The organism is Nocardia bovistercoris (genome assembly GCF_015674855.1).
In the GTDB taxonomy this organism is placed as follows: domain Bacteria; phylum Actinomycetota; class Actinomycetes; order Mycobacteriales; family Mycobacteriaceae; genus Nocardia; species Nocardia bovistercoris.
The window spans coordinates 95019-111072 of the sequence record NZ_JADMLG010000018.1; the positions used below are offsets into that span (position 1 = coordinate 95019).

Annotated in this window: 17 protein-coding genes; 10 read left to right on the forward strand and 7 right to left on the reverse strand. The window is 65.7% G+C overall.

Going from position 1 to position 16054, the window contains the following annotated elements; translation table 11 throughout:
- Window position 1: 1 nt before the first annotated feature.
- The 4 genes from IT779_RS31865 to IT779_RS31880 all read left to right on the forward strand — a co-directional run bounded on the left by IT779_RS31865 (window position 2) and on the right by IT779_RS31880 (window position 3547).
- On the forward strand, window positions 2–802 hold the full coding sequence (locus IT779_RS31865) for a sulfite exporter TauE/SafE family protein (protein WP_196153186.1): 801 nt from the start codon (window positions 2–4) through the stop codon (window positions 800–802).
- 16 nt (window positions 803–818) lie between these two features.
- Window positions 819–1946, forward strand: a complete 1128-nt coding sequence (locus IT779_RS31870) for an Ldh family oxidoreductase (RefSeq protein WP_196153187.1) — start codon at window positions 819–821, stop codon at window positions 1944–1946.
- A complete protein-coding gene (locus IT779_RS31875) occupies window positions 1936–2352 on the forward strand; it encodes a VOC family protein (RefSeq protein WP_196153188.1) in 417 nt (138 codons plus the stop codon). The genes IT779_RS31870 and IT779_RS31875 overlap by 11 nt, the downstream gene beginning before the upstream one ends.
- Before the next feature lie 79 nt (window positions 2353–2431).
- Complete coding sequence (locus tag IT779_RS31880; RefSeq protein ID WP_232542306.1) at window positions 2432–3547, forward strand: aminotransferase class I/II-fold pyridoxal phosphate-dependent enzyme; 1116 nt, start codon at window positions 2432–2434, stop codon at window positions 3545–3547.
- A gap of 373 nt (window positions 3548–3920) precedes the next feature.
- On the opposite strand, the gene IT779_RS38630 is transcribed toward IT779_RS31880, so the two are convergent.
- Window positions 3921–4046: a hypothetical protein gene (locus tag IT779_RS38630; protein ID WP_269781683.1), complete on the reverse strand. Its 126-nt coding sequence runs from the start codon at window positions 4044–4046 to the stop codon at window positions 3921–3923.
- Window positions 4047–4094: 48 nt separating this feature from the next.
- On the opposite strand from IT779_RS38630, the gene IT779_RS31890 reads away from it, so the two are divergent.
- The 4 genes from IT779_RS31890 to IT779_RS38930 all read left to right on the forward strand — a co-directional run bounded on the left by IT779_RS31890 (window position 4095) and on the right by IT779_RS38930 (window position 7769).
- Window positions 4095–5942 (forward strand): DNA/RNA non-specific endonuclease, encoded by a 1848-nt coding sequence (locus IT779_RS31890; protein ID WP_196153190.1) that lies wholly within the window; start codon window positions 4095–4097, stop codon window positions 5940–5942.
- A complete protein-coding gene (locus tag IT779_RS31895) occupies window positions 5942–6310 on the forward strand; it encodes a hypothetical protein (RefSeq protein ID WP_196153191.1) in 369 nt (122 codons plus the stop codon). The genes IT779_RS31890 and IT779_RS31895 overlap by 1 nt, the downstream gene beginning before the upstream one ends.
- A 172-nt stretch (window positions 6311–6482) precedes the next feature.
- Window positions 6483–7574 carry a Dot/Icm T4SS effector Zinc-dependent metalloprotease LegP gene (gene legP / locus IT779_RS31900; protein ID WP_198429162.1) on the forward strand — a complete coding sequence of 364 codons (1092 nt, stop codon included), beginning with the start codon at window positions 6483–6485 and terminating at the stop codon, window positions 7572–7574.
- A gap of 72 nt (window positions 7575–7646) precedes the next feature.
- Window positions 7647–7769, forward strand: coding sequence for a hypothetical protein (locus tag IT779_RS38930; protein WP_332839060.1), 123 nt, complete (start codon window positions 7647–7649; stop codon window positions 7767–7769).
- A gap of 373 nt (window positions 7770–8142) precedes the next feature.
- Here the strand turns inward: IT779_RS38930 and IT779_RS31910 are convergent, their stop codons facing one another.
- Window positions 8143–8580 carry a DoxX family protein gene (locus tag IT779_RS31910; RefSeq protein ID WP_196153193.1) on the reverse strand — a complete coding sequence of 146 codons (438 nt, stop codon included), beginning with the start codon at window positions 8578–8580 and terminating at the stop codon, window positions 8143–8145.
- A 527-nt stretch (window positions 8581–9107) separates the two neighbouring features.
- Here IT779_RS31910 and IT779_RS31915 point away from each other — a divergent pair.
- Entirely contained in the window at window positions 9108–9767 is a 660-nt protein-coding gene (locus tag IT779_RS31915; RefSeq protein ID WP_232542296.1) for a neutral zinc metallopeptidase, read from the forward strand.
- Here the strand turns inward: IT779_RS31915 and IT779_RS31920 are convergent.
- Together IT779_RS31920 and IT779_RS38935 are read right to left on the reverse strand one after the other, a co-directional pair.
- Window positions 9764–10441: a response regulator gene (locus tag IT779_RS31920; RefSeq protein ID WP_196153195.1), complete on the reverse strand. Its 678-nt coding sequence runs from the start codon at window positions 10439–10441 to the stop codon at window positions 9764–9766. The two genes, IT779_RS31915 and IT779_RS31920, sit on opposite strands and share 4 nt — an antisense overlap.
- Window positions 10438–12237, reverse strand: a complete 1800-nt coding sequence (locus tag IT779_RS38935; protein WP_196153196.1) for a sensor histidine kinase — start codon at window positions 12235–12237, stop codon at window positions 10438–10440. The genes IT779_RS31920 and IT779_RS38935 overlap by 4 nt, the downstream gene beginning before the upstream one ends.
- A 261-nt stretch (window positions 12238–12498) precedes the next feature.
- Between IT779_RS38935 and IT779_RS31930 the strand changes: the two genes are divergently transcribed.
- On the forward strand, window positions 12499–13101 hold the full coding sequence (locus IT779_RS31930) for a hypothetical protein (protein ID WP_196153197.1): 603 nt from the start codon (window positions 12499–12501) through the stop codon (window positions 13099–13101).
- A 75-nt stretch (window positions 13102–13176) separates the two neighbouring features.
- On the opposite strand, the gene IT779_RS31935 is transcribed toward IT779_RS31930, so the two are convergent.
- From IT779_RS31935 to IT779_RS31945, 3 genes are read right to left on the reverse strand one after another with little or no spacing between them, the layout of a single operon-like run.
- Window positions 13177–13806 carry a TetR/AcrR family transcriptional regulator gene (locus tag IT779_RS31935; protein WP_196153198.1) on the reverse strand — a complete coding sequence of 210 codons (630 nt, stop codon included), beginning with the start codon at window positions 13804–13806 and terminating at the stop codon, window positions 13177–13179.
- 7 nt (window positions 13807–13813) lie between these two features.
- Window positions 13814–14668 carry an SDR family NAD(P)-dependent oxidoreductase gene (locus IT779_RS31940; RefSeq protein WP_196153199.1) on the reverse strand — a complete coding sequence of 285 codons (855 nt, stop codon included), beginning with the start codon at window positions 14666–14668 and terminating at the stop codon, window positions 13814–13816.
- On the reverse strand, window positions 14665–15894 hold the full coding sequence (locus IT779_RS31945; RefSeq protein WP_196153200.1) for a hypothetical protein: 1230 nt from the start codon (window positions 15892–15894) through the stop codon (window positions 14665–14667). The genes IT779_RS31940 and IT779_RS31945 overlap by 4 nt, the downstream gene beginning before the upstream one ends.
- Window positions 15895–16054 lie beyond the last annotated feature (160 nt).

A 16054-nucleotide genomic window follows, 5' to 3' on the forward strand; every position in this document is an offset into this window, starting at 1 on the left:
TTTGACGGATATCGCACTGTGGCAATATGTTACTTTTGCCGGAAGCGCATTCGCCGCGGGAATCGTGGACGCGATTGTGGGCGGTGGCGGGTTGCTTCAACTTCCGGTGCTCCTCGGGTCACTCGATGTCGGCGGCGGGGTTGCCACTCCGCTCGGCGTGAACAAGGCCGTGACAGCGATCGGCAATACCGCGTCGATCGCCCAGTTCTGGCGGCGTAATCCGGACTCACGCGTCGATCCGAGAATACTGATCGGGCCGGGATTGATAGCCGTGGTCTCGGCGTCCGTCGGCGCTCTGTTTGTCAGCAATGTGCCGATTCAGACGTTGCGACCGATCATCATCGTGTGCCTGCTGGCGGCATTGGTCAACACGCTTCGCGGCACCGGGAAGGGAAAGGAGCAGGATCGATCGGAACAATCGTCGCGGGGGCGGCATGCGGAAATAAGACTCGCTGCGGTCTCGACGGTGCTCGGACTCTACGACGGCTTCGTTGGACCCGGAACCGGGACATTTCTCCTACTGTCGCATCGAAGGCTACTGCGTCGGACTCTCACCGATTCGTTGGCGACCACCAAAATAATTCAGTGCGGAATGAACATAGGCGGCGCGGCAGTACTGCTGTCGCAGGGTGTATTCGTCTGGCACCTGATACTTCTCATGGGGGCGTGCAGTATGGGAGGAGCCTCCATTGGGGCGAGAATAGCTTTGAACGGGAAGGACCAGCTGATCAAGAGAGTGCTTGTGGCTGCAGTCCTGGCGACCGTCGTCAAACTCATCTACGACCAGATCAGTTCTTGGTAGACGAGGAGTATGCATTGTGCAGAAGAGTTTCACGGAATTCGAAGTACTCGCTGACAGACATGACCTGATCGCCTTTGCGCGAGATGCACTACAGGATGCGGGCGCGGCACATCAGGCCGCGACCGTCACCGCGGAGGTCTTGGTGGAAGCGGACACCGCAGGCGTCGAGAGTCACGGTGTTTCCAGGCTGAAGCGATACCTGTCCGGACTTTCCACGGGTCGGATCGACGGCCGTGCTCGCTGTCGAGTGGTGGTGGACGCAGGCAGCCTCCTGGTAGTGGACGGTAACAACGGCCTGGGTCCGGCGGTATTTCAACAGGCAACCGATCTCGCCATCGACAAGGCGATCGCGAGCGATCTGTCCATCACATTCGTCAGAAATTCGAACCACATGGGAATGACCGGTTGGTTCACGCGGCGGGCAGCATTTCAGGGGCTGTTTTCCATCGCCTGCACGAACGGAGTCCCGCTGGTTGCGCCGTCGAACGGCAAGAATGCGATGTTCGGAACCAATCCGATCAGTTTTTCGCTGTCGACTCGATCGGATCACGTGACGTTCGACGGTGCCACCGGCGTGGTCTCGCGGGGGAAGCTCGAACAACTGGCGCGGTCCGGCGGGACGATGCTCGACGATTGGGTGATAGACACCTCGGGCACGCCGGTCACGAATCTCGAAGAGGCAATCGCAGGGCTCGAGGGTGGGCGCGGATGCGCCATCCATCCCATAGGCGGGTCCACCGCGGAGCGCGGCGGGCACAAGGGCTATGGCCTCTCACTGCTTGTCGAATTGCTCTGCGGTCCACTTGCCGGAGGGCCGTGGAGTTTGCACACCCATCTTCCCGACAGGCCCGCGCAGGTCGGACAGTTCATGATGTGTCTCAAACCCGACGCTGTCGGTGACCGAGCGGTGATCGACACCGCCGTCGAGAGCATGCTGCGTGAAATTCGAGAAGCGAGGTCCGCGACGCCGTCGAATCCGGTGCGCGTTCCGGGTGACAGACGTAGGCAGACGAGTTCGTTCAGGTCGGCGAACGGCGTGCCACTCGGCGCGCAGACCGCGCAGATTCTCATGGACATCTCTCGCGAAACCGGAATTCCTTTCAAATTCAGCACACTCGAAAAGGGGAATCGAAATGAAATATAGGCGTCTCGATCATACGGTGCTCACCGTCGCGGACGTAGCCGCGACCGTGCAGTTCTACGGTCAGGTACTCGGTATGGAAGTGCTGACATTCGACAGCCTGCGGAAGGGGCGCAAGGCCCTGAAGTTCGGCGACTCCAAGATCAATATTCACGAGTACGGAAACGAGATTCCGCCACATGCGCAGAATCCCGGACCAGGAACGGAGCACCTCTGCTTCATCGTCGAGGATCCTATCGCGGAAGTCGAGCAGAGAATTCGATCCGCAGGTGGCGTGATCGAGGACGGACCGGTCGAGCGCACCGGCGCTCTGGGTCCGATACTCAGTGTGTATATTCGCGATCCGGACGGGAATCTGATAGAGATCAGCAACTACATCGATGATGCGGCCGCGGCAAAGGGGCTATGAGATGTCGGTCGCCCCTTCGCTACAGATGTCACCGCGCTTGGCGGCATCACGTCCTTCGCCCACTCTGACCTTGGCGGCGATGGTCAAGCAACGTCGCTCCCGGGGAGAGTCGATCATCGCGTTCAATTCCGGCGAACCGCTGGCCGACGTGCCCTCGTACATCACCGATGCCGCGAGTATTGCCTGCCGGATGGAAGAGATGCATCGATACACCGACGCGCGCGGACTACCGTCGCTGCGGAAGGACATCGTGTCGAAATGCCTGCGCGATTCCGGAGTGGAGATCGACATCGAACAGGTGAATGTCTCGAACGGCGCCAAACAGGCGATCTACGAGGCCGTCTTGGCCACCGTGGGCGTCGGTGACGAAGCAATAGTTCTTGCGCCGTACTGGCCTTCGTACATCGACGCGGTTGCCTTGGCGGGTGGCACCGCGGTGGTCGCTCAGATCGTCGATGTGTACGACATCGACAGTGTGATCGAGAAACTCGATGAATCGGTGTCGGATCGGACGCGGCTCGTAGTGTTCTCCAATCCGTGCAATCCCAGCGGTCGCGTCTTCACGGCCGACGAGATGGCCCGGATCGGATCGTGGGCAACGCGGCACGGTGTGTGGGTGTTGTCCGACGAGATCTACGAACACATGAATTACGTGCCTTCGGGTTCGCTGACGTCCTACTTGTGTATTGCCGACAGCGCAGCGAACGGCATCGTGATCAATGGCGTGGCCAAGTCGTACTCGATGACCGGATGGCGCGTGGGATGGTCCATCACACCGCCTGCTCTCGCCCGCGGGATCGCGAGCCTGCGCAGTCAGATATCGTCGAATGTCTGCAACATCTCCCAGTTCGCCGCTGCCTCCGCGCTGTCCGCGGGATTGCGTGAGGTCGCGCTGGCGCGCGATGAGCTGAGGCAGCGACGCGACTTGATGGTGGAACTTCTTTCGGGCATCGACGGGGTCAGCTGGACGATCCCGGACGGCGGTATGTACGTCTTCGCGAGGATCCGAGACTACGGCGATCATTTCGACAGCACGGTGAAGCTGGCCGAGTACCTCTTGGATCGTCACGGCGTCGCCACGGTGCCGGGTGAAGCGTTCGGGTGCCCTGGCTACCTGAGGCTGTCCTTCAGTCTGCCCGAGCGAGACATCCACGAAGGAGTGGCGAGGCTACGATCCGGTCTCGAGGTCGGCTGAGGCGAGAACTGTCGAGTCGGAGAACCGGGCCACGATGCACCCTGCCTCCCACTGTGACCATCTGCTTTACCGCACCGCGGTCATGTGACGCCGGTGGCCGCGCCGAGTGCCGGTACTCGGCGCGGCCACCCGCCGTGCACGGTCAGCTGTCGGTGTCGACGGTTTCGATGACCGGCAGCCACGCCACGGCGTTGTCCTTGAAGGACTGGTGTACCGGGGTCAGGCCGGTGTGGTCGTCCAGAGCCGTCATCGTGATGCCCATGGCGTCGCCACCCTCGTCGCCCGCGGCAAGCAACGCTCCGCAGGTGGGGTAGAACCCGCGCTTGGTCGTGTGATAGGTGTGGTACCAGGTCGGCTCGCCGCTCTCACCGGCTCAGGAGACCGTGTCCAGCGGGAAGTCGATCGCGGCCGTGATGTCGCGCGGCCGAGCGCGGGGGTCGAGTAGCGGACTACTCGTGAAGGTCCGGACCGCGACGAGGACGATCGAGACAGTTCTCATTTCGACGTAGGAGCTCACTTCTCGAGCTCGCACCAGAAGGACACGGACATGCCGGAAAACAATGGGGTGCGCGCGAACGCAGGAAAAGACAGCCTTTTAGTTTCGTTACGGAATTTTATTCGTACCAAGGGCAACGACTATCTCGATGATCCGAATGTGTCGTCCATCGGCATCGGATACAAACAGGTCGACGGCAGGCCCACCGACGATATCTCCATCCAGTTCACGGTGAACGAGAAAGTATCCGAGCCCGAAGCGGTCGACGGCCTCGAAACCTCGTCGTTGCCCGCCACGATCGTCGTCGACGGCGTCGAAGTGCCGACCGACGTCCTGGAGCGGCGCTTCGCACCGTCGTTCCGCGTCGTCGCCGAAGCGGTTGCGCCACAACGTAAGACCAGGCTCGATCCGATCATGCCCGGGATCAGCGTCGGCAATGTGCACGCCAGTGCGGGCACGATCGGATGCATCGTCTACGACCGCGAGACCGGCGCACCGTATGTCCTGAGCAACTGGCATGTGCTGCACACCGCCGAGGGGGCGCTCGGTGACGATGTCGTGCAGCCGGGACCGCGGGACGACAATCGCGTCGACCGCAATCGGCTCGGCGCGCTGGTGCGCTCACATCTGGGCAATGCGGGCGACTGCGCGGTTGCCGGTATCGACGGCCGTCGGTTCGATGGCGCGATCAGCAGACTCGGGATCACCCCCGACACACTCGGCGATCCCGAACTCGGTGACCGCGTGGTCAAGAGCGGCCGGACCACCGAGGTGACCCACGGCATCGTGCGACGTGTCGACGTCATCGCGAACATCGACTACCGCGGCGTCGGCACTCGCGCGATCGGCGGCTTCGAAATCGGGCCGGATCCGGACATTCTCTCGTCCGACGGCGAGATCAGCGGTCCGGGCGACTCCGGCTCGGCGTGGTTGTTCACGCTGGCCGACGGCAGTACGAGCAAGGTGCTCGCCGGTCTGCATTTCGCCGGGGAGACCGCGGGCAGCACCGATGAACACGCTCTCGCCTGTCTGCCGGAATCGGTATTCGAGAAACTCGGCATCACGCTCACGCCGCCCGCAGCCGAAGAAGCGGTGGTCATCGCCGGATACGACCCGGGATTCCTGTCCTCGGCGGTGCCGGCACCCGATGTCGACGCGCAGGCGCGAACGGATATCGCCACCGCGCTCGACGGGACGACCGTGCTGCACTACACGCACTTCTCGCTGACGGTGCGGCGTTCGCGCCGATTCGCGATGTGGGTGGCGTGGAATATCGACGGTGCGGCGCTCAAGAAGATCAGCCGCAAGAAACTCGATTTCGTCAAAGATGCCAGACTGCCCGCGCAGGAGCAGGTCGGCAACGAACTGTATCGGGACAATCGGCTCGATCGCGGTCATATCGCCCGCAGGGCGGATCTGGTGTGGGGAAGTATGGCCGAGGCGGCGAAGGCGAACAAGGATTCGTTCTTCTACACCAATATCTCTCCACAGATGGACGACTTCAATCAGAGTATGCGACACGGCATCTGGGGACGGCTCGAGGACGCGATATTCGCCGAGGTCGACGTGGACGATCTGCGGGTCAGCGTATTCGGCGGCCCGGTTTTCGCCGCCGATGATCGCGAGTTCCGCGGCGTGCGGATTCCCCGCGCGTTCTGGAAGGTGATCGCCTACGTCGAGCAGTCCGAACTGAAGGCGCGCGGATTCGTGTTGAGCCAGAATCTGGAACAGCTCGAGATGCTGGACCTCGACGAGTTCCGGGTGTTCCAGGTGCCGCTGGCCGATATCGAACAGCGCACCCTCGTGCGCTTCCCGCAGGCGCTGCGCGCCGCCGATCTGCACATCGCAGCGGAGGAATCGCCGACGCCGCTGGAATCGCTGTCCGACATCCGTTGGTGATGTCGCACAACCGGATTCGCCTGCCGACGGACAGACGCGTCCGCGGCACGGTGATCCTGCCCGCCGATGCTCCCGCCCGCACCGCGCCGGTTCTCGTCGAGGTGCGCGACGTCACCTCGATGGACGGGCCTGCCCCCGTGGTCGGGAGCATCGTGCTGGCGAACGTGCCGATTCGTCCGGGCGGCCGATGTGCGTTCGAGCTGTTCACCCCGGATATGGAACTTTCGGTGTCGCTGTCGTTGCGGTGTCACATCGATATCTCCGGCACCGGCGTCATCGACACCGGTGACCTGCTGTCGACACGGTCGATACCCGTCGATTCGGCCGGTGATGTGGAGGGACTCGTGGTCCCGGTGGTCCTGATCTGACCCCGCACCGCCGATCTCGGACTCGGTACCGGATTGGGGTACGGCACCACTCGTGTCATCCGATGTCCGAGACGCGCATTCTGTGATCGGAACACTCGGGGATGCCATTCGTTCAATTGCCGCCGCCGGCTGAACACCTACCGGCGCACATCGATTCGAGGGAGTGGATACGGTGACTACCGACTACACCGTACGTGCGGATATCGAGACCGACGACACCGGTGAATACGGATCCGGGCCGGAGGCCGGAACCGCCGTCGTGGGAAGCGCCACCCGAGGGGAACGCGAGATCCGCCACGCCGCGGTCGACGGATTGGCGATATTCGAAGGCGATATCGTGCTGGGAACCCTGGACGAGGTAGCGGCGCAGGCCGGTCCGGAAGGTGTCGGGCTCACCGGGAGCGCTTTCCGCTGGCCGATGGCGACCGTTCCCTTCGAAATCGATCCCGCGCTGCCGAATCGCTCGCGCGTCACCGACGCGGTGGCGCACTGGTCGAGCCGCGCCGGGATCCGATTCGTACCGCGTACCGCCGCACACACCGATTTCGTGCGTTTCGTTCCGAGTACCGCGAGCCGATCGGCCGTGGGAAGGCGCGGGGGCCGCCAGGACATCGAAATCGCCGCCACCGCGCCGACGGGGTCGGTGATTCACGAAATGGGCCACGCCGTTGGCCTGTGGCACGAACAGAGCCGCGAGGACCGCAATACCTTCATCGAGGTCAGGCTCGCGAATGTGCCCGCTGCGGAACAGCACAATTTCGATCAGCACATCGCCGACGGCGACGATCTGGGCCGCTACGACTTCGGCTCGATCATGCACTACTCGGCGAAAGCCTTCAGCTCCAACGGCCAGGACACCATCGTGCCGAGAGTCGCGTTGCCCCCTGGCGTGACTATGGGGCAGCGAAACAGTCTGTCCCAAGGCGATATCGACGCCGTGCACGCGATGTATCCGGACTGGTCCGGCATCGGCAACCGGTGGCGCAATATCGGCGGCATATTCCCGCGCACCGCTCCGGTGTCGGCGGTGTCGCGCCCGCCGAACAATCTCGATCTGTTCATCACCGGGAATGACGGCCGGGTGTACACGTCGTGGTGGCAGGGTGGCAGCGACTGGTCCGGTATCGGTGATCGGTGGCGGAACATCGGCGGGGTCTTCCCGGTCGGCGCACCACTCGCCGCGGTGGGGAGGACCCAGCGCAATCAGGATTTGTTCATCACGGGCAACGATGGTCGCGTCTACACCTCATGGTGGCAGAGATAGCGGCACTCGGCGGACAGGTCGGTGCGACTCTCGGCCGACCTGTCCGGAACAGACGCGGCAGGTGCAACTTCCATGATCGCGGCACTCGTCTTCCAGGACGTCTACCTGTTCGACGACAGCATCGAGAACAACCTGCGCTTGGCCCGTCCCGACGCGACACGTGGCGAGCTCGTGCGGCCCGGCTCGACGAGGTGATCGATCGCCTGACCGAAGGCAGGCACACGAGGGTGGGGGGAGGCGGGCGCGCAACTGTCGGGCGGCGAACGTCAACGCGTGGCCATCGTCTCGGTGACGCCCCGGACCGCGCCGTGATCGTGAGGCGGCGGAATGCCTCGATATGCGCGTTCTCCGGCGAAACCTGAACGGTCGTCGCCGAATTGCACGACGTGCTCTACGCGTTCGGCGGCGTCGATGAGTTGGGTGCGGCGCTCCTGAGCGGGCTTGGTTCCCGGTCTGCCCGGCGTCGAGCGGCGCTGACTGATTCCGCGGACTCTACCTCCCGCTGCGCGCAAGTCCGGCGATCGGTGGGGCACCGATCGCCGGACGCTTGTGTCGGCCTTTCACCCGGTCAGCGCGTGAGCGCGGCGCGCAGCTCGCCGATGCCCGCGCGGCGCTCGTAGGCGATCCACGCGAAGACGGCGGCCAGCACCAGCGGGAAGATCGCCATCGCGGGCTTGTCGGCGATGAACGCCTGGGTCGCGGCGGCGAGCACGGTGAGAACGGACAAGCCCGCGGCGGCGAGGGCGCTCAGGCGCGGCACCATCAGGCCGATGCCGCCCGCGACCTCCGCGACGCCGATGAAGATGAGCAGCGCGATGGGGATGGTCAGGTTCTCGGGGGCGTTGTCGGTCAGGGCGGTCGGCATCACGAGTTTCGGCCCGCCGGAGGCGATGACGAAGAACAGTCCGAGCAGGATCTGCAGGGTCCACAGGACGCGGTTGCGGATCTTGCCGGGGCGGGCGGTGATGTCGTGGGCGAAGTCGGCGGTGGGGTTGGCGGTGGTCATTTCTGGTCCTTCCGGTCGGTCGCGCGGGGTGGTCGCGCGTTCAAGGGATAGGACGGAGCACCGTCACCGGATTCATCGCTGACCGTGAAAAGATTCTTCGAACGCGATCCGGGTGGCCTCGGGGGCGCGGTCGGGCCGCGTCTCGGTGCCGGATGATCCGGACGTCGATCGACTGCCGGACACCGATGACGGTCGTGCCGTCTCTACACCAAGCTCTACGAGGGGCAGGAGGACGACGAACAGCAGGTAGAGCGGCTCGAGATCCTCGGGTCCGCGGCGTCGGACCCGAGGACCGGCGACTACATCGCCTGGGACGATTCCGACCAGCGACTGACGCCGGAGCAGATCATCGAAAGGGCGCAGGCGTTTCGGCCGATCGCGCTGGGCGGACCCGAGAAGCCCTCTCGAGCGCCGGACAGTGACCAGCGGGCCGGTGCGTGGCCCGAATCGGTTCGCGGAAAAGGCACTTCGATGTGATACTTGTATTCAGCTCGGGGACCCGGCCGTTCGCACTTGGAAGGGAACCCATGTTCGGCCTCGCAATCACACGCCGGCTCGCGGCACTGCTCGGATCGCTCGCTCTCGCAACGGTATTGGCTCTGACCTCACCCGCCACCGCGTCGGCGCGACCGGTGTCTGCCCAGGAGGCCGCCGCCGATTTCACCGCGGCGCTCAACGCCGTCGACGCGTTCTGGCGAGGGCATTGGTCGCAGTTCTCGAACACCGCCTACTCGCCGCCCCGGATCGTCGGACTCTACGACAGCAACACCAAGCGACTCACCTGCGGCACCGAGGTACTCGGCCAGAACGCCTGGTACTGCCCGAGCGGCGATTACCTCGCCTTCGACGCCACCTTCATGCGCACCTTCTATTCCTACGGCGACGCGTTCATCTACCTGGCTTCGGCACACGAGTTCGCGCACGCCATCCAGAATCGGTTGGGCCAGTACAACAAACAGAACATGGAACTTCAGGCCGACTGCCTCGCGGGTGCCGCGCTCGCGGGCGCCCAGCGCGACGGCCTGATCGTCGCCGAGAAGGGCGATCAACAGGAGCTGTACAACACGTTGAAGGCCCTGGGCGACGCCTCCTACACCAGGGGCGCGAATCACGGCAGCGGCAACGATCGGGTCGCGCACTACAACCTCGGCGTCCAGAACGGCGTCGGCAGGTGCCTGAAGCTCTAGGACGGGCGGTTTCCGCGCAGGTAGGTCAGTGTGGCCAGGACGCGGATGTTGACGTGCGGGCGGTCGGGGTCGCCGACCTGGGTGAGGCCGAGTTTGTCGGTAAGGGTGGACACGTGGTGTTCGACGGTGCTGATCTTGGTGTTGAGTCGTTGTGCGATACCGAGATTGGAGTAGCCTTCGGCGACCAGGGCCAGGACGCGGCGTTCGGCGGGAGTGAGCGTGTCGAGGGGGTTGCGGGTTCGTCGGCGGGCCATGAGCTGGCTGATGATGTAGGGGTCGATCACGACTTCCCCTCGGGCGATGCGGTGGAATGCCTGCACGAGTTCGTCGAGGTCACCGAGACGTTCCTTGCCGAGGTAGCCGACGGCCCTCGGCACCGCGTCCATCACCAGCAGTCGCTCGGCGTAGGCGGGCTCGAGGTAGGCGGACAGGGCCATCAGCGCCACATCTGGATACTGGGCACGCACCTTCTCGGCGACCCACAGACCCTCGTCGTCGGTGGCGTCGGTGAGCCGGATGTCGAAAACCGCCAGATCGGGCGCGGTTTCGTTGATCGTGGCGAGTGCTTCGGCGCGGTTGGCGGCGCGGCCGACGACCTCGATGCCGCGCCCGCTCAGCGCGTCGGTCAACAGGTCGAGATAGAAGCCCTGGTTCTCGATGACTACGACTCTCATGGCTGCTCCGTGATCAGATTGCGGGGATGTCGCTCGGGGTGCGGTATGACCGCGGTCAGTGTGGTGCCTCCGCCGGGACCGCTGTGGACGGTCAACGCGCCGCCGACCGCTTCGACCCGGTTGCGCAGGCTCGTCAATCCGAAGCCCTCGTCGTGCGCGACGCTGCCTCGGCCGTTGTCGGTGACAGTGGTGACGAGGCTGTCGTCCTCGACATCGACGCGGACAAGGACCTGTGTCGCGGCGGCGTGTTTGTAGACGTTGGCCAGTGCCTCGCTGATGACGAAGTACGCGGTGATCTCGATGTGTCGGTCCCAGCGCGTATCGGTCACGGTGAAGTCGACCGGAATCGGCGCTTGGTCGACGAGATTCGCGACGGCGGTGGTCAGGCCGTGCTCACCGAGGACGGTCGGGTAGATGCCCTGGATCAATTCGCGCAGACTGCGCAGCGCCCCGGTGAGTTCGCCGTGCGTGCGGCGGATGGTCTCCCTCGATTCCTCGGTGGGAATCGGGTCGTGCGCGAGTACCCTTTGGGCCCGGTCGAGCAGCATCAGGACCACGAAGAACCGTTGTTGCGCACCGTCGTGCAGGTCGCGCTGGATGCGGCGGCGCTCGTCGAAGGCGGTCTGGGCCAGGCGCAGTCGGGAGTCCCTGATCTGTTGCAACTGGGCGTGCAGGGTGGCGTAGAGGCGGGTGTTCTCGATGGCCAGTCCCGCCGCGGCGACCGCGGCGTCGGTCACCTCCCGGTGTTCCTCGAGTGCGGCGTCGTGCTCGATCAGCGCGATCAGGGCCCCGCCGCGATGCAGTTCGGTGACCGACCGGCCCGGCCGATCCCCGTCCACCTCGATCGGCCTGCCGAGGACATCGACGTATCCGCCGTCGGCGCGCCGGTACGCCACGACGAGACTCGGATCCCCGAGGGTGCGGCTGAGGGTTTGCTGGAGAGTCTGCGGGTCGGTGAGCGCTGCCACGTCGTCGTGCAGCGACAGCAGCAGTTCGACCACCCGCCGGTGCCCGAACTTCCGGTACGACCAACCGATCACGTACAGCAGCGGCATCACGACCATCGTGGTGACCGTGAAAAGCCAACCCAGCGCGAGCCGAAGCTCGAACGGAGTCGGCACCAGACTCGCCGCCGCCTCGGCGAACTTCACCGATGCCACGACCATGATTCCGGCCCACACCGGCCCCGACGGTATGCGCCGGACCGGACTCGCCAGCCACCGGCGCACCGTGAGGCCGATCACGAGCACGAACATCACCGCGGCGCAGGCACTTCCGATGGTCCCCCACACGCTGCCCGCGTGCTTCAGGTGCAGTGCCCACGGTCCGTGCGGGTGATCGACGAAGTATCGGATCACCTGTGTGCCGATCGCCGCCGTGTAGGCGAACACCATGAACACCCGGTTCGTGCGGTCCGCCAAGCGACCGGTCGGCCAGATCAACAGCACATGCGCCGCGACGGCGGTCCAGGCGTAGGCCAGGCAGAAGCCGACGGCGAACAGGACGCCGTCGCACGCCCGGAAGAATTGCACGTAGTACAGGCCGCTGCCGAACACGATCAACTGGCCGATCCGGGGCGAAGGCAACCGAATCCACGTGACGACGCCGGTGACCAGCGTGACCAGGCCGACCAGCCGTGGTGGCGCCTCCTCCCACCAGGACGGCGCCACCACCGACCACGACGCCAGCGTCGCCGACACCGCCACCGCCGCGGCCGCCGCCGTGCCGAGAAGGGCGGTGGCCCAACGCCGCCTGGTCACCGGCTGCCGCGCCGCACCGACACTGTGGGCCGCCACGAGGTCCGCCTTTCACTCGTTCCATCCGGTAGATCAAATCCAGACCGACATCCCGGCCGCAACCAAGGTTTCCGCAGTATCGGCTCCGGGATCGCCGCAGACCTCAGCTCGGGATCACCCGGAGGCGCCGCCCGGCCGCCGAATCACATACTGGACGCGGGACATCCTGGCGGACAAGGGAAGTCACCTCGCGGGGGCGGTCAGAGCACCTGGACGGTTCCTCGCTCCAGCCGAATACCATTTTCCTACGGAGGGTTTCGTATGTTCCTCAATTCCCGCGAGCGGCTTCGGAGAAGCGCGGGCGCCGCATTCGTCGTCGCCGTCGGCATCGCGACCACCGCGCTCGTCGCAGGCCCCGCGCACGCGGTCGACCGGACCGGTGTGCAGAAATGCCAGGGCGGCGCCGCGCCCGACGAGGAGATCTTCATCGTTCAGACCGCGGGCGGGAACGCGAACTTCCCGGCGGGGCCCGACCCCTACAACGGGATCTCGCCGGGCAACGCCCTGCACGTGAAAGTCGAATGGGATGCGCTGGTCAACGTGCAAGGCTGGATCACCGAGCAGTACAACATCGACGGGAAGACCGAGCAGGCGACGTCGGGCTATCCCTTCCCCGGCTGGCCGAAGTACGCCAACCTCTTCCGGATGAACAACAATCCCGGCGGTTGGGTGGCCTCGGGCGGTGACTCCAACGCCTACAATCCCCACCTGCTCAGCGAACTCGCGAACGTGAGCTGCTTCGAAGCTCCCTGGGCGCCGGTCCGCATCGGCTACGGCATCAACGACGAGAACCCCGGCGACAACAGCGGCGAGTGGCGTTGGACCCTGCAGATCTGGCGCAACGACGGGGTCAACGAGCGCTGATCCGACTGCGATCGGATCGACGGTCGTAGCGGTCGCCGCATCGGCGGACCCTGGGGGGTGCCGATGCGGCGACCGCTACTTCGCGGTGTCGAGTGTGCCGTCGATGAGGGCCTCGACGGCGGCGCCGAGGTCGAACTCGGCGGATAGTTGCGTCCACCGCGGGAGCAGTTCGGCGATGGTGGGGGCGTGGGTGAGGTCGGCGGGGGAGAGGCGTTCGTGCCATGATTTCTCGCCGCGAGGTCGGGTGGCGAGTGCGGACCGCCGCAGGAGTTCGCCGGAGATCAGGTGCCAGGTGGAGCGCCACAGCGCCAGAGCGTGGCCCGGGCCGAGTCCGGCTTCCAGCGCGGCGGCGACGAATTGGTCGGTGACCACGAGCGCCGGGACGCCGACGTGGGTGCCCGCGCGCAGGATGGGCACGATCCAGCGCAGTTCGTCGAGTTTGGTGTAGGTCTCGATCGCGACGGCGAGCATTCGTTCGCGCGGGGTGCCGGACGGGCGGGTCCATTCGATGCGGGCGGCCAGCTCGCCGAGCGCCAGGGTGAGCAGCTCGGATTTGCTTGGCACGTAGTGGTAGATCGTCATCGGTTTGGTGCCGAGCTCCTCGGCCAGGCGACGCATGCTCAATCCGTCGACTCCGCCGCGTTCGAGCATGCGAACGGCGGCGTCGACGATCCTCGCGCGATCGATCGTGTTCTGCGGGGCCATGGACACATCATCCGTGCCTACCGAGGGAAGCGCGGTAGACGGCGCCCGCGCGGGAGGCGAAGCGTAGTGCTGCCCGCTCCGCGAGTTGGAAGCCTGCAGGCGTGAGGCGGTGCAACCACCAGGGCGGCAGCACGGCTTCGGCGTGCACGGTCACGATGACCTTTCGGCTGCCTACCGCATCGACCGCCGCCTTCGCGACGGCCTCGGGCCGACGGCCGAACCGGTGCACGAGATCGGTGATCCGTTCACTTCCCTGGCTCGCCTTCGCGGTGTTGCCGATGATCGGGGTGTCGACGGCGCCGGGACAGATCGCCGTGAACCGCACACCGCGCGCCGCCAGTTCGGCGTTCAACGCTTGGGTCAGCCCGACGATGCCGAATTTCGTCGCCGTGTAGGCGCTCAAGTACGGGATGGGGAACAACCCCGCGCTCGAGGCCGTGTTCAGAACGTGCGCGTGCCTGCCTTGTGCCAGCATCCGTGGCAGGAAGTAGTGGATGCCGTTGACAACGCCGTTGAGGTTCACGTCGACAACGCGCCGCCAGTCCTGGATCGTCATGTTCTCCGCCGGTCCCGCCCAGCCGATGCCCGCGTTGTTGTGCAGCACGTCGATGATCGGGTCGATGGCGAACACATCGGCGGCGAGCGCTTCCATCGCTCGCGGATCGGCGACGTCCACCGCGTGCGCCACCGCCTCGCCGCCCGCACGGATGATCTGGTCGCACACCGATGTCGCCCCGGTGGCGTTGATGTCGCACACGTGTACTTTCGCGCCGTGTGCGGCGAACAGGCGGGCGGTGGCCGCGCCGATGCCGCTCGCGGCGCCGGTGACGACCACCACCTTGCCGTCGAATCTCCTGCTCATCGCGGGCACGGACCCCAGAAGGCGTTGGGCAGTGCAGGGCCATCACCGTTGGCCGCCGCGGCGGGCGGGGTCGCGACGACGGCGGCGGCGTCGATCGCGCGCAACTGGGCGCGCGCGAGCAGCAACTCGGCGCTCGGCCTGCCGAGTGCGGTGCGTTCGGCGGCGGACAGCGGGCGCTCGCCCGCCCGGATCAGCCGCTCGACCCCGGCGACCCCGTATGCCTTGACCGACTTCTCGAGGGAGTACAGGCCGACGGGCCCGTCGACGGCGGAGACCGCGGCGCGCACGTCGGTGGCCATCACGTCGACATCCTTGTAGGGGCCGACGCCTGCCTCGCCGAGCGTGATGCCGCCCTCGTCGCCGTACAATGCGCGAATGTCGTTGCCGTAGTCGAGCTGCAGGCTCGGCCCCGGGTCGGCGCCGTTGGCCTGGATGTAGACGGTGCGCATGGTCATGAAGAGCAGGCCGTCGTACTCGTCCTGGCCGATGAGCGGCATGTCGAAGAAGTCCGAGAACGCGGCCATGCCGTCCAGCGCGTCATCGATCGTGTACGGGTAGACCGACGCGGTCACGTCGTAGCCGCGCCCGCGCAGGTCACGCACGATCTGCCGGTACTCCTCGGCTGCGGCGCACTGGTGCCTCGGGCCCGCATTGCGCGCGAGCGTGCCGAGCGCGTTCGCGGGGTCCGTGCCGATGCGGAAGATCGCGTCGGTGTCCTGGATCGACGACTCCAGGTCGAGGGACACGTCGGTGAAGCGCAGTTCGTGGTCGTGTGCCCAACGATCGAACTCGTCGACGGCCTCGGCCACGATGGCGCTGTTGTCCTCGTTCGACCAGTAACCGTCGCTGTAGGGGATCTGGATCAATGCCTTGACCGGGATGTGGCGGCGCGCGGCCTCGCGCATGAACGGCAGCACCTCGTCGCGCTGCGGACGACCCGCCGGGATCGGGCCGAAGTCGCGGCGGTAGCGCAGGTTGAAGCCGAGCGGAGTGTGGTTGCGCTCCAGCACATCCCACAGTTCGGGGGTGTAGACGCTCTGGTCGCGCGGCAGGTCCCAGTAGTCCTCGGGTTTCGGCAGTCCGTAGCCTGCCAGGCCCGAGGAGCCGTGCATTTCCTCGCCGACCCAGAACATCAGGCGCCCCGTGTCGGCGGGGGCCTCGGCGTGCGCGGGGGCAGGCGCGGCGAGCAGCACGGCGGCGAGCGCGGCTGCGAGGAAAGTCTTCATGTGGGACACGGCCTCCGAAACGGGTTGGGTGCGGGCTGTTCGCCAGGGCGACCTGCGGCGGGCGCGGTGACCGAGGCTGCGGCACATCCGCGGGATGTGCCGCAACCCGGCGGGTTCCGATCCGGCCTTGCGCACGCAGCGTAGCGGAATGTGCGGTACT

Coding starts and splice junctions, on each gene's coding strand:
- IT779_RS31875 (WP_196153188.1), top strand. CDS start 1,936: ATGAAATATAGGCGTCTCGATCATACGGTGCTCACCGTCGCGGACGTA.
- IT779_RS38630 (WP_269781683.1), bottom strand. CDS start 4,046: ATGAGAACTGTCTCGATCGTCCTCGTCGCGGTCCGGACCTTCACGAGT.
- IT779_RS38930 (WP_332839060.1), top strand. CDS start 7,647: ATGATCGCGGCACTCGTCTTCCAGGACGTCTACCTGTTCGACGACAGC.
- IT779_RS31945 (WP_196153200.1), bottom strand. CDS start 15,894: ATGAAGACTTTCCTCGCAGCCGCGCTCGCCGCCGTGCTGCTCGCCGCG.
- IT779_RS31940 (WP_196153199.1), bottom strand. CDS start 14,668: ATGAGCAGGAGATTCGACGGCAAGGTGGTGGTCGTCACCGGCGCCGCG.
- IT779_RS31915 (WP_232542296.1), top strand. CDS start 9,108: ATGTTCGGCCTCGCAATCACACGCCGGCTCGCGGCACTGCTCGGATCG.
- IT779_RS31890 (WP_196153190.1), top strand. CDS start 4,095: ATGCCGGAAAACAATGGGGTGCGCGCGAACGCAGGAAAAGACAGCCTT.
- IT779_RS31895 (WP_196153191.1), top strand. CDS start 5,942: ATGTCGCACAACCGGATTCGCCTGCCGACGGACAGACGCGTCCGCGGC.
- IT779_RS31910 (WP_196153193.1), bottom strand. CDS start 8,580: ATGACCACCGCCAACCCCACCGCCGACTTCGCCCACGACATCACCGCC.
- IT779_RS31880 (WP_232542306.1), top strand. CDS start 2,432: ATGGTCAAGCAACGTCGCTCCCGGGGAGAGTCGATCATCGCGTTCAAT.
- IT779_RS31930 (WP_196153197.1), top strand. CDS start 12,499: ATGTTCCTCAATTCCCGCGAGCGGCTTCGGAGAAGCGCGGGCGCCGCA.
- IT779_RS31935 (WP_196153198.1), bottom strand. CDS start 13,806: ATGGCCCCGCAGAACACGATCGATCGCGCGAGGATCGTCGACGCCGCC.
- IT779_RS31920 (WP_196153195.1), bottom strand. CDS start 10,441: ATGAGAGTCGTAGTCATCGAGAACCAGGGCTTCTATCTCGACCTGTTG.